A 13,156-nucleotide genomic window follows, 5' to 3' on the forward strand; every position below is an offset into this window, starting at 1 on the left:
AGCAAAAGGACCACCCATATCACCATTGGCGAACGGATTGTCCCCACCCCCACCAACAGCAAAGGAACCACCCATATCACCATTGGCGAACGGATTGTCCCCACCCCCACCAACAGCAAAAGGACCACCCATATCACCATTGGCGAACGGATTCTCCGCACCACCATTGGCGAACGGGTTACCCATGCCGCCGTTGGCGAACGGATTGCCCATGTTCGCGAAGGGATCACCCATTTCTGCGAACGGGTTGCCCATGTTCGCGTACGGATTGCCCATGTTCGCGAAGGGATCACCCATGTTCGCGAACGGATTACCCATGTTCGCGAACGGATCGCCCCAGTTGGCGAAGGGATCACCCATGTTCCCGAACGGATTGTTGGGGAATGCGCCATTGGGCATCATCCCAACGTCGTTGGGCATCGGCAGGGGTGCTACCGGCTTCGGGTCGGTGATGCTTATCGGGTTGCGCGCGTCGACGAACACCGACATCAGCTTCTCCGCCGCGACCAACGCCGGCTCGAAGGTTTTGAGGGCGTTGTCGGCCCACATCTGGCGCAGATGATGGTCCAGCTTGTTCCACTCGCCGATGTTGAAGGCATCGAAGGAGTGGTATTTCACCCACGCCGGCGGCGTCCACAGGACGACACCCGCGTCCGAACCTCCGAACTTGGTTCCGTCACGGTATTCCGTTCCTTCTTCGTCCCCGGTGTTGGCGTATTGCTGGCCCAGGTCCCAGGCGTTCGACTGGCCATCGTGCAGGTCGCCGTACTGGAGAGTGCTCTCGTTGAACATGGTGGCGATGACCCGGTACGGGTGCTGCCAGATGCCGACCGGGTGGATCTGGGTCCACCTGTCGAAGGTGTCCTCCACCGCTACGATGAAGTCCTTCATAGCCTGCTCGACCTGGGACAGCGCGGTGTCCCAGGTTCTGAACTGGGGATGGATGTCGGCGAGGAACTTGTTTGCGTTCTGCACCCGGCGGATCCAGGCCGATTCGGCGGAGCCTTTGAATTCGGGGTTCTTGACGTTCACCGACTTGATCTGGTCGGTCAGCTCACCCGAGATCCTCATCGCGTGGGTCGTCAGGTTGCCCAGGATCTCGCGAACCGACCCGATCGAGTTCGGGTCGAACGTGGTACCCGGTCCGGCCACCTTGGGCAGGTCGTAGGCCAAGCGTTCCCATGCATTGCCGAGCCTGACGACCTGGTTGTCGTCGGGGTTGGTCGAGTTCCCCGGGTCGGTGGTGTTGCCCTTCTGCCCCTGAGTGTCGTCCTTGCTGGTCACGCCCACCCACACCGTCAGCCGGGTGATGTGCTTTACCGCCCCGTTCTGTTTCCACCTGTAGAAGGTGACCGCGTCCTTGTTGTACTCCGGCATCCAACCGCCGGTGTGTTTGAGCGTGCTGGTCTGGGAGATCAGCCAGTAACCGGGACCCTTGATGGTCCGCGGTCGGTACTCGTTGTTGATGGAACCCGCGGTCCCGTCGTCTCCGCCGCCGAGTACCAGCCCCAGAATGCTCGCCAGGGCATCCTCGAACGTCGCGGTGTTCGTCATCACTAACTCCCGGAAGTGGGCATGAAGTACTCGAACTGCTCGGCGCTCAACGTGCTCGCCTGTTCGACGGCATCGGAGTCGGCCAGCAGGAATTTGATGCCATGCTCCAGCGTGTTGATTTCTCCCCGTGCGCTCTTGAAGCGCGTGGCCAGGCCCACCCGAACGGTCTCGATCCTCTCCGTCAGGGCCTCCACCTCGGTGAAGCCCTTCCCGCCGAGGCGCAGCTTGAACGGCTTCGTGAAGTCGACCGTCGAATCCGGCAGGGAGCCGTACGGGTAGTCCTTGCCGTACATCAGGTCGATCTCATCGACCTGCTCGGCGTAGGTGCCCTGCAACTTCCGCAGGTAGCTCTCGTTGATGACGATGTTCTTCATTGTGTCTCCCTCTTAACGGAGTCGGCGCAGCGGGGACTCGGCTGTCCTGACCTGGTGCATCCGAGGTCTGGGCGAGTCCGTGGACAGCGGTGGGTCAGATGCACTGGTCAACCCGGCGGTGCGGCGGACCAGTGCATCTGACCCGGAATCAACTCGGCAGAATTGCCGTCCCGACTTCGTGTGGCGTCAGGTTCGGCCGGTGCGGTCTTCTAACTGAAGATGGCCGCGCCCCGGTTGTCGCCGAGGACGTAGTTCTGGGTGATCTCCTGAAGGCGCTGCTGCCCGATGGCCAGGGCCGCCCTCATCTCCTGCTGACCCTGGTTCCACAGCTGCTGAGCGGCCTTGTAGGCTTCGGGCGCCTGGCCGTTGTTGGCTGCGGCGAACCGCGTTACATGGGCCTGGAGATTTGCCAGCGATGCGTCGAGCTCGCGGGTCTCCCTCGCCATGGTATCGGCGACCGCCTGTACCGCAGCGGGATTGATGTTGTAGTTGGCCATCCTCGGCCTCCTTAACGTTCGTCGGTCCGGGTTTTGTCGGTCCGGGTTTTGTCGGCCCGGGTTTCGCAGGTGGGACGCTCGGCGGTCAGGCTGCGGCCCAGCCGCCGGACCGCATGGCGTTGTCGTCTTCGGTCGTGGTGGTCAGTTGCGAGTACTGCTGCATGTTCTGGTTGAGCATGTCCAGGCCCTGCTGGACCTTCTGGAAGCCGGCCAGCCAGTGGTTGACGGCCTGCTGGAACTTCGGCGCGGCCATGTCGCTCGACCACGAGGCGGCCAGCGCCTGGCTTGCGGCCACGACGTTCATGTGGCTGTTCTTGGCCTCGCTCTGGGCCTGAACGAACGCCATGACCATGCCGGTGATGGTCGCCTGATCGGCGACGAGCCCGTTGTTGGGGGTTGCCATGACTCTCCTTGTTTGTCATCCGGCGCGCGTCGCCGGAAGGGGGTGATGTGGTTGCGCCTGCCGCGCCCGCCCGGTGGGTCGGGCCGCAGCGGCGGATCGGTTGGGTACCCGGCGGCCTCACCCCCCTTCCGGCCGGACCAGTGCCGGCCCGGCGGGCAGCATGGCGACCAGCGCGGTGGGCATGACCACCGCCTGGTTGAGGGAGTACCCCAGGGTGGTGACGTCCCTGCCCATGATCGGGTAGGCGATCCCCCGCTCGTTGACCAGCAGACCCTGCTGCCGCCACAGATCGGTCTCCGCGCTCGCCCGGGGCATCAGCAGCGCTCCCCCGCCCGGCGTCACCCGCACCGTCACGGCGATCTTCCCGCCGCTGCCGCCGGTCGGCATACCGGTCGCGGTGCCGAGGACGACCGTGGGTTTCTCGCCGGTCTTCCCCGCGAACTCCACACAGGCCACGGCACCCTCCGATGGGGATGGCGGTGCAGGCGGGGTGGCCGGAAGCGTGGTCAGTGGGCGCACCGGGCTGCGCTGGCCGGCGGCGACCAGATCGGCCGCGGTGATGGCGGTCTCCCTGGCCGAGCCCGGCGTGGCCCGCCGCAGCAGGTACTCGGTCTCGGTCAGCGGGGCCAGCCCGTCGGTGGTCATCAGGTAGTGGCCGACCGTGCCGTTGCCCATGTTCACGGCGAACAGCTGGCCGATCGACGTCGGCCGGCCGGCCACCCTCGGCCCGGCGCCGCCGGCCCCGGTCACCTTCGGCGGGCCGACCGTACCGCCCAGCGGGATCAACTCCAGCCAGGTGGTCGCCACCGGCACGGGAACGAGCAGCCCCAGCCCCAGCACGTCGGCCATCCAGGGCTGGGGAAGCAGCAGCCGCCGCCCTCCCCACAGTAGGTAGGTCTTCCCGCCCGCGGTGACCGGCAGCGCCTGCCCGTCGCCGAGCGGCTCGGGGGCCGCCGGCACGTCGACGTCCAGGACGATCTGGCCGGTACCCCGGCTGCAGGCGCGCCACACGCCCTGGTTGACCCGGTTGGCCGCGGGCAGCACCTGCGGCCCGGCCGGGGTACCCACCGCCGCGCCCCGCGGCAGCTTGGCGAGCTTGGACGAGGAAACGGTGACCGGGGTGAGCCGACCGCCGGCCAGCAGGGTGGCCGTCGCCACGTCGTTGACCGGGCGCAGTTGGCCGTCGACCAGCACGTACCTCGCCCCGGTCGACGAGTCCACCACCAGCATCCGCGGCTGCTGCCAACTGGTCGAGCCCGATCCCGGCATCAGCGCCCAGATCGCGACCCCACCCAGCAGCAGGATCCCGAACACGAGGCCCGCGATGGTACCGGTGCGGTCCCGGCGGGTCGGTGACTCGGCGACCTCCGGCTCGGCCCGCACCAACGCACCGGTCACCCGGGCCATCATGTACCGCTGGGCGTCCACCTGGTCACGACGCGACGACATGTCAACCCACCCGCGCCCGGACCACGTCGATCAGGCCGGTGATGACCACGACGGTCGGCGCCAGGGCGGCCACCGCCGCGGTATGCGCCAAGTCGCCCAGCCGGCCCCAGATCGGGTTGAACCGCCGACCGACCGGAATCCGCGCGGCCAGCCCGCACACCACCACCATGATCAGGCAGCAGCCGATGGCCAGTTGGGCGGCGAGCTGACCCCGATCCGTGATCGCGGTCAGGCACCAGGTCGCCATGGCGGCCAGCGCCGGGCCGGCCAGCGCCAACCGGTGCCAGGTGCTCGTCATCGGGCGGGTGACCAGGATCTGGGCGACGGCAGCCAGCCAGGCGGCCAGCGGCGCGGCCCAGCCGGGCGCCGCAGCCAGCCACACCATCGCGGCCCCGGAGACCAGCCCGAGTGCCGCGTACAGGGCGGTCATGAACTGGTCCGCGCCGGCGGCCCGGGCGAGCACCTCGGCGGCCGGTTCCGGGTCGATCTTCTTCTGCAGGTCCGCTGGTTCGGCGGGCATCTCCGGCAGGGCGAACCCGGCGAGCTTGAAGGCGGCCGGCGGCACCGCCAGGCGCAGCGCCGTGGTGACGACGACCACGATCGCGGCGATCGTGGTCCAGTCCAACGTGGCCCTGGTGTGCAGCCCGAGCGCGGCGACGACCAGCAGCCACGCCGCCAGCACGCCGACGGTGACCTGCCGCCAGCCGGTGCGCGGGAAGACGAACGCGGCCACCAGCAACGCGGCGACGGTACCGGCGCTGCCACCCACGAAGATCAGCCGGGGTACGGAGTGGGTACCGGCCGCGCCAGCCAGCGGGGAGTGCGGCGCCACCGCTTCCAGCACGGCGAGCACCGACCCGGCCACACAGGCGGCGCCCAGGATGCCGGCCGTCGCCCGGTCGGCCAGCTTGCGTACCACGACGAAGCCCGCGACGAAGCACATCGCCGCTATCGCCGCGAGCAGCACCGGGCCCCGGGGCGCGCCCGGCCACATCCGCGCGGCGGCCAGCCAGGCGGCCAGCCAGGCGCCGAGCAGCAGCAGGGCGGTGACCCGCGTGGTCTGCGGGCGCCACAGCCCGGACCGCTTGCGGATGCCGGCCGAGACGCCATCGACAAGGTCGTCGTAGGCCAGCGGCGGAATCTGGTCGGTACGCGGGCGTACGTGCACGACCTCACCGTCGAGCAGGTCGAGATCACCGACAGTGCTCGACTCGTCGAGGGCCGGCCCGCCCAGCCGCTGTACGATCCAGCCGCTGTGCTCCAGCCCACGATCGGCGAGGTCCGGTCCCAGCGCGCTCAGCAGGGCCGGCATCATGTCGGCCAACGGAATATGGGTGGGCAGACTCACGTCGACCTGGCTGGTCGGTCCGACGACCAGCAGCCGGCAGAGTTCCCCGCGCTCGGCGCTCATATCCCGAACACGCCTGCACGCTCACCGGAGTTCACGGATTTTCTTGGCCCGCCTGCGGGTGGCCGCCCGCGCTCGGCCGGGCGGCCCGCAGCAGCCCGGCCGGGACCATGCAGCAGCCCGGCCGGGACCATGCAGCAGCCCGGCCGGGACCATGCAGCAGCCCGGCAGCGTCCAGTTGCGGCAACTGGACGCTGCCGGCGCCAGGTCACGCACCGTCTGGAGATTGGACCCGCTCTTCGTAGAACACCATGCTGCTGGCCGGAGTGATGGGGACCCAGCCGTTGGCGGGACTGTCCGGGACACCGCCGTCCGCTGTGGCCCAATTGCCGGCCTGCATGGCGCTGTCGTCTTCGGTCGTGGTGGTCAGTTGCGCGTACTGCTCCATGTTCTGGTTAAGCATGTCCAGGCCCATCTGGACCGTCTGGAAGCCGGTCAGCCACTGGCGGACGGCCTCAATGAACTTCGGCGCGGCCATGTCGCTCGACCACGAGGCGGTCAGCGCCTGGGTTGCGGCTACGACGTTCATGTGGCTGTTCTTGGCCTCGGTCTTGGCCTGAGCGAACGCCATGACCATGCCGGTGATGGTCGCCTCGTCGGCGACGATCCCGTTGTTGGGGATTGCCATGACTCTCCTTGTTCGTCATCCGGGCGCGTCGCCCGAAGGCGGGTGATGTGTGGTTGCGCCTGCCGCGTCCGGCCGGTGGGTCGGGCCACGGCGGCGGATCGATCGGGTACCCGGCGGCCTCACCGCCCTTCCGGCCGGACCGGTGCCGGCCCGGCGGGCAGCAGCCGGGCCGGGACCGTGCGCTCGCCGAGGAACCAGTACTCCCGGCCGGCGGTGACCTCCGGTCCGGCTCCGCCAGCGTCGCCGGAGCGGGCACCGGAACCGAACCAGGTGGCCGGTGTCGCGGCACGATCCAGCAGCGCCTCCGCCTCGGGCGGGAGTACCACCACGTCGAGGGTCTGGTCCTGGTTGCGTCGCCGATCGGTGACCGACGTGACCGGGCCGAGGTCGGCGGACAGGTATCCGAACGCGAGCAGCAGCGCGGTCCACGCGGTGTCCGGCTCGGGCAGCCCGCGTACCAGCGGAGCGACCGCAGTGAGGCACAGGTCCCCGGAGCGCGACAGGTGCTGCCAGCGCAGCAGGTCCACGCAGGCGACCAGAGTCGGCAGCGGGTCCGGGTCGGGGCAGGCGACCGGCGGCTGGCCGTCGACCGGCGGCAGCCAGCTCAGCTCGCTGTGCCCGCGTACCGCCGGTGCCGGCTTGACCAGATCGGCCGCGCCGATGCCCAGCCGGGCCAGCAGCCAATGGTGCATCCGCCCGGTACGCATCGCGGTGACCGCCCAGGTCCAGGAGGCCGGTTCCCCCTGCCATTCCGACGCTCCCGCGACCGGCGGGCCGGACCCGGCTTGCGGGTCCGACGTGCGCAACGAATCCGACGTGAGCGGCGGGTCCGACCCGGCCGGCTGGGAGGCGCCGGCGGCGTACAGGTCGCGCGGGTCGCGCAGGTAGTTGTACCGCGCGCCCTCCAGCCACAATGCCAGCGCGGGATGCCCGGCAGGGGCCAGGATGACGTCGTTGAGGACGATCTCGTCGGTGAGCGCGTGCAACGTGAACCCGTGCGCCGACGCGGCGACCCGGTCGAACAGTTCCGGCAACCGGGCCGGCCCGTCGACCTCCGGCTGCCCGTGCCACCGGCCACGGAACAGCCGATACCCACCACCCGCCGGGCCCTCGGCACGCTGGTCCGCCGGGCTGCCGGCCCGCTCGTCCGACGGGAGCGCGATGTCCGGGAGGAAATGCAGGTCACCGTCGGCGTACAGGCCACCGAACCGGTGTACCACCTCGACCCGCAGGTGGTCGCTGGCCGCAGCGAAACCCTGCGGCAGCCCCCGGCTCAACTCCAGGGCATATGGGGTGTGCAGGGTCATCGGCGCGTTCGCGTGGAACAGTTCGGCCACGCTCGCCAGGTGGATGCCGTGGGTATCGGCCCAGGCCAGCAGGGCGCGTACCGGGGCCAGCGGATCGGGGCGGCCGGCCGGCGCGGGCGGGGTGGCGCGGGCCGCGTCGAAGCGAGCACGCGGGATGTCCGTCCACAGCACGAAGTCGACCTGGCTGGCGTAGCTGTCGGCCGCTGCGCCGTAGTTGGCCCAGAAGCCGTTCGACTCGGGCAGCGGCCGGCCGAGCCAGATGCCGTGCACGATGTGCGGGATGGCGGTGGTACCGGGCAGCGGCGGCGCGTACTCCGGTTGGCCCCAGAGCCGGGCGGCGCCGTCGCGCCGGAAGGTGCTGACCTGGCCGGCGTCGGCGGCCAGGGCCCCGGGCGCCAGTTCGGCGGCGCTCGGGGCCGGACGCGTCATGCTCACCCGCCGCAACAGCGGCGCGACCAGGTGCGGGGCGAGACGGCGTACATCGGTGCCGGCGAGGAACTCCGGTGCCTGCGGTAGCCGGCGGGAGCCGAAGATGTCGCCGCCGATCCAGCGGCGCGCCAGGTTCTCCTCGGCCGCCCAGGTGTACAGGCTGGGGTAGGTCATCCGGCGCAGCCAGTCCAGCAGCCCTACGTCGCACGGCCAGGCGGTCGGCGTTGCAGACGGCCCGGGCAGGCAGGCCGCGGCCCGCAGCCGCCGCGCCAATTCCACCGCCGGCTCAGGCGCCGCAGCCGGCTCGGCCGTCGCGGCCGGCTCGGCGGTGCGGGCCGGTGGGGTGGTGCGGGCCGGTGGGGTGGGTTTGCGGCGCCGGCGGGTGGCAGTGCGGGTCATCGACTGGCCCCGGTGGATACCACGGGCGCGGGTACCAGTGCCGTCTGGACCAGCCGGCTGCCGCGCCGGGTGCACAGCAGCGCCCGGCCCGGAGGCAGCGACCGCGGCCTGGTGTTACCCAGCAGCGGACCCTCCGTCGGCGGGCAGGACAGCGCCACGTCCGGAGTGTTCAGTTCCTGGATGCGCCGCAGCAGCGGGTCCATCGACAGTCGCATCGCCCCGGCCGCAGCCCGCGCGACGACCACGTGCAGGCCGATGTCGCCGCCCTGGGGCAGCAACGGGGTCAGGTGGGCCAGCGGGTTGTCGGGCCCGGCGAGCAGTTCGTAGTCGTCGACCAGGACGTACAGCTCGGGACCGGCCCACCAGTCGCGGGCACGCAGTTGCTCCGGGGTGATGTCGGGGCCGGGTACCCGCGGCTTGACGCCGGCCACCGCCTCGGCCGCGGTGTCCCGGGTGCTGTCCGGGGAGACCGAGTAGCCCAGCCGGTAAGCGGCCGGCACGTCGTCGAAGAGCTGCCGCCGGTAGTCGACGGCCATGATGCGCGCCTGGGCCGGGGTGCGGCTGGCGACGATCGACCGGGCGATGAGGCGCAGCAGGTTCGTCTTGCCGCTCTCGGTGTCCCCCAGCACGGTCAGGTGCGGCATCGCCCGGAAGTCGTGCCACACCGGCGCGAGCCGGTCCTCGTCCACGCCGATCGCGATGCGGGAGTCCTGCGGTGCCGGCAGCTCGGCCACCGGCAGCGAGGCCGGCAGGGTGCGTACCGCAGCGGCCCGGTCCCCGGACCAGTTGTCCGCCACTGCGGACACCAGGTGCTCGGTGGCCGCGGTGAGTCCCTCGGCCGACTGGACGCCGTCGATGCGCGGCAGCGCGCCCAGGAAGTGCAGCTTCGCGTCGGTCAGCCCGTGCCCCGGCCGGCGGGGTACCTGGGCCGCCGCGCGCAGGTCGATCCCGGACTCCACCGGGTCGCCCAGGCGCAGTTCGAGGCGGGTCCCCATCTTGTCCCGCATCGACATGTGCAGCTCCGACCAGCGGCCCATGGAGACCATCATGTGTACCCCGTAGTTCAGGCCGCGGGCCGCGATGTCCCGGGCCATCTCCTCGACCGCCTCGAACTCCTGGCGCAGGGCGAACCACCCGTCCACGACCAGGAACACGTCACCGAACCGGTCCTCCGGGATGCGACCGTCGGCCTGCGCCTGCCGGTAGGCGTCCCGGCCATGGATGCCCAGGTCCGCGCAGCGGCGTTCCCGCTCGACCAGGATCGAGCGGACCTCGGCCACCGTGCGGCCCACCCGCTCCGGTTCGTGCCGGCCGGCCACGCCGCCGATGTGCGGCAGGCCGGTCAACCCGGCCAGCGAACCGCCGCCGAAGTCGAGGCAGTAGAACTGCACCTGCCGCGGCGAGTGGGTCAGGGCCAGCCCGCACACCAGCGACCGCAGCAGGGTGCTCTTGCCGCTCTGCGGCCCGCCGGCCACGCCCACGTGCCCGCCGACCCCGGCCAGGTCCACCACGAGCAGGTCGCGCACCTGCTCGAACGGCTTGTCGATGAGACCGACCGGTACCTGCAGGTACCCCTGCTGGCCGGCGTCGATCGGACGCAGCCCGTGCTCGGGGTCGGGCAACAGCGGCGGCAGCACGTCGTCCAGGGTCGGCGGGTCCTCCAGCGGCGACATCCACACCTGGTGTGCCGGCGGACCCTGGTCGACCAGCCGGTCCACCAGTGCGTGCAGCACGGTGGTGCCGGTGTCGGCCGGCTCGTCCGGCGCCTGGTCCGAGGGCGGGCGCGGCGGCGGGGTAGCGGGCGCGGCGGCCCCGGCGGTGAACGGGACCACCTGGCTGGCGATCACCTCGCGGCGCAGCCCGGTGCTGCGTAGCCGGTGCGGGCCGGACACGTACGCGGCCTTGAACCGGGTGATGCTGGTGACACTGGAGCGCAGGTATCCGTTGCCCGGATCGCCCGGCAGCTCGTACGCGTCGGGTACGCCGATGACGGCCCGCGACTCCATCGCGGAGAAGGTACGCAGCCCGATGCGGTACGACAGGTGGCCCTCCAACTGGTGGATGCGCCCGTCCTCCAGGCGCTGCGAGGCCAGCAGCAGGTGCACCGCGAGCGAGCGGCCGAGCCGACCGATCATCACGAACAGTTGGATGAACTCGGGGTTGGCCGCGATCAGCTCGCTGAACTCGTCCACCACCACGAACAGGGTGGGCAGCGGGTCGAGTTCGGCACCCTGGGCACGGGCCTTCTCGTAGTCGCGCGCCGAGGTGAAGTTGCCGGCCCGGCGCAGCAGTTCCTGCCGGCGTACCAGTTCCCCCTGCAGGGTGGTCTGCATCCGGTCGACCAGCGCGGCCTCGTCGGCCAGGTTGGTGATGAGCGCGGAGACGTGCGGCAGCCGGTCCAGCCCGACGAAGGTGGCGCCGCCCTTGAAGTCCACCAGCACGAAGTTGAGGGTCTCCGAGGAGTGGGTGGCCGCCAGGGCCAGTACCAGGGTGCGCAGCAGTTCGCTCTTGCCCGACCCGGTGGCGCCGATGAGCATGCCGTGCGGCCCCATCCCGCCCTCGGCGGACTCCTTGATGTCCAGCTCGATGGGGGAACCGTCGGCGGCCACCCCGATGGGTACCCGCAGCCGCTCGGCGGGCGGGCGGGCGTGCCACCGCGCGCGCGGGTCGAAGGTGTCCAGATCGGGGATGTCCAGCAGATCGGGCAGGTCGAGGACGGCGCTGAGCCCGCTGGCCGGCTGCTCGCCGGTGACCTTGGTGGCGTGCCGGGCCATGATCCGGGCCACCGTCCGCAGCCGGGGCACGTCCAGGTGGTCCGGTGCGGCGAGCCGGGTGCGCACCTCCCGGCCCACGTGGTCCTTCTCGATCATGTCCACGTCGGTGGCGGACACCTCCAGGTTGAGCACGTTGTCCCCGTCGGCGAGGCCGCGGCCGTCGAAGTCGACGAGGACGGCGTTGCGGTACCCGGAGACGGTCAGCCGGGCGCCCGCCGGGATGACGCCGCCGTCGCAGACCACCACGACGAACGGTTCCTCGCGGGAGGGCTGGGCGTCGCCGTCGTACCGGGAGCGGCCCGCGAACTCCGATCCCAACAGCCGCTCCACCTCTTCCAGGGTGGCGCCGAACAGCCGTACCGGCCCGGCCGTGTCGACGTCGGTGGCGTGCTTGGCGTGCGGGAGCCACTTGGCCCACTCCCACCGCTCGGCCTGCTCGGCGCCGATGCACAGAGCCAGCCGCAGCTCATCCGGGGCATGGAAGGTGACCAACTGGGCGAGCATGGCGCGCACCATGCCCCGCGCCACGTCCCGGTCGCCACTGATCCGCACGTGCGCGAACCCGGGCAGGCACAGCGCGACGGGCTGGTCGGGCACTGTCGTGTAAGCCTTGATGAACCGGCGCAACGCCTTGGCGCACACCGGTTCCAGGTCCTCCACCGGCTTGGTATCCAACGGGGTGATACGCACCGCGAGCCGCTGGGCGCCGGTACCGACCCGGATCTCGCCGAAGTCCGGATGCGTCGGCCGGCGCTCCCAGAGCCGGCTGGTCATCGCCAGCGACCACAGCGACTGCGGGTCGGGGTGCCGCCAGGCCAGCGCGTCCTGCTGTTTCGCCGCGTACTCGCGGACCTGCCCTCTGGTCTGGGACAGGTAGCGGAAGTAGTCGCGCCGGTCGCCGTTGATCTGCTGCTTGCGGTTGCCGGAGCCCATCGACATCTGGAACACCGCCATGCCCAGCATGCCAACGCCCATCACGACGAGCATGACGATGCCCATCGGGCCTCTGAGCGAGTTGCTCATCATCATGAACATGAACCCGCCGGTCATCAGCAGGCTTGGCAGGATCATCCCGAGCGAGCGGAACCCGGCGGGCTGGACCTCCGGGACGACCGGCGGCTCCTGCAGGGTGATCTCGCCGTGCGGCAGCTCGGGTCCGTTGCGGCGGGCCGGCCGCCGGAAAGGTCTAGTGCTCACATCCATCACACGGCTGCGAGCCGGAAAGAGTTGACCGGTACCCGGGATCGGCCCGATCAGCACCGCTCACCGATGCTCGGCACGCGCCCCGCAAGCTGACGCCAGCGCCGAGAGCGCACCAGGAAATCGTAGATTTCCTGGTGCGCTCGGCCTCAGGTCAAGCGCTCAAGCTGACGCCAGCGCCCCGACTCCACCGGGCGTTCCATCAACCGCCACCGCAGGGTCAGCGGCGATCACAACGACCTTCTCCTCAGGGGAGTTCCCGGCGACATCGGCTGGCTGTACGATCGCTGCCTCTCATGCCTCACATCGGGAGTGTCCACCGACGGGAGCACCAGTGCTGTCGGCAGCTCGTAAAGGTCGGCAGCGTAAGCCACCCCGACCGCTTCCCCTGCAGATCCCGCCGCAGACGCCGGCCGGGTGAGCAGCAGCTTCAAATCATCGTGGCCACGGTCAGCACACCAGAACACGTCTTTCGTCGCTATCCACCGCTCGAACTCGTCGCCGTGCCTGACGATCTCACCCGCCTCCACCGAGGCGTTCGGCCGCCACACGCCGTCACCACGGTTGTGTTCGAACCGCAGGCTCCAACGCCGCCCACTCGCTGACGTCGAAGCGCCCACCTCCCCGCTGAGCATCTTCTGCACGTCACCGGAGAACACGACCCGCTGCGCGTAGGCGGACTCCTTGCTCACAACCCTGATCCGCCACGCACCGCTCATACTCACCGCAGACAT

9 protein-coding genes and 1 pseudogene are annotated in these 13,156 nt (G+C 70.4%); all 10 read right to left on the reverse strand.

All coding sequences use genetic code 11. The features are described 5' to 3' along the window. Nucleotides 1–1,554, reverse strand: a pseudogene (locus V6U90_RS26920) (hypothetical protein); the annotation flags it as partial. 2 nt (nt 1,555–1,556) lie between these two features. Next, entirely contained in the window at nt 1,557–1,928 is a 372-nt protein-coding gene (locus V6U90_RS26925; RefSeq protein WP_334442333.1) for a hypothetical protein, read from the reverse strand. 209 nt (nt 1,929–2,137) lie between these two features. After that, the gene (locus V6U90_RS26930) at nt 2,138–2,425 is read right to left on the reverse strand and encodes a WXG100 family type VII secretion target (protein ID WP_334442335.1); all 288 of its coding nucleotides are present in this window, start codon (nt 2,423–2,425) and stop codon (nt 2,138–2,140) included. Nucleotides 2,426–2,510: 85 nt separating this feature from the next. Further along, nucleotides 2,511–2,828 (reverse strand): hypothetical protein, encoded by a 318-nt coding sequence (locus V6U90_RS26935; RefSeq protein ID WP_334442337.1) that lies wholly within the window; start codon nt 2,826–2,828, stop codon nt 2,511–2,513. A 117-nt stretch (nt 2,829–2,945) separates the two neighbouring features. Next, nucleotides 2,946–4,277 carry a type VII secretion protein EccB gene (gene eccB, locus V6U90_RS26940; protein WP_334442340.1) on the reverse strand — a complete coding sequence of 444 codons (1,332 nt, stop codon included), beginning with the start codon at nt 4,275–4,277 and terminating at the stop codon, nt 2,946–2,948. Between the two features lies 1 nt (nt 4,278). Beyond that, the gene (gene eccD / locus V6U90_RS26945) at nt 4,279–5,688 is read right to left on the reverse strand and encodes a type VII secretion integral membrane protein EccD (protein ID WP_334442343.1); all 1,410 of its coding nucleotides are present in this window, start codon (nt 5,686–5,688) and stop codon (nt 4,279–4,281) included. 205 nt (nt 5,689–5,893) lie between these two features. Then, nucleotides 5,894–6,313, reverse strand: coding sequence for a WXG100 family type VII secretion target (locus tag V6U90_RS26950; protein ID WP_334442346.1), 420 nt, complete (start codon nt 6,311–6,313; stop codon nt 5,894–5,896). Between the two features lie 119 nt (nt 6,314–6,432). Beyond that, nucleotides 6,433–8,448 carry a hypothetical protein gene (locus V6U90_RS26955; RefSeq protein WP_334442349.1) on the reverse strand — a complete coding sequence of 672 codons (2,016 nt, stop codon included), beginning with the start codon at nt 8,446–8,448 and terminating at the stop codon, nt 6,433–6,435. Continuing rightward, the gene (gene eccCa / locus V6U90_RS26960) at nt 8,445–12,419 is read right to left on the reverse strand and encodes a type VII secretion protein EccCa (RefSeq protein WP_334442352.1); all 3,975 of its coding nucleotides are present in this window, start codon (nt 12,417–12,419) and stop codon (nt 8,445–8,447) included. Before eccCa ends, V6U90_RS26955 begins: the two co-directional genes overlap by 4 nt. Before the next feature lie 233 nt (nt 12,420–12,652). After that, complete coding sequence (locus V6U90_RS26965) at nt 12,653–13,156, reverse strand: hypothetical protein (protein WP_334442354.1); 504 nt, start codon at nt 13,154–13,156, stop codon at nt 12,653–12,655.

This window comes from Micromonospora sp. CPCC 206060 (genome assembly GCF_036906895.1).
Classification (GTDB): domain Bacteria; phylum Actinomycetota; class Actinomycetes; order Mycobacteriales; family Micromonosporaceae; genus Micromonospora.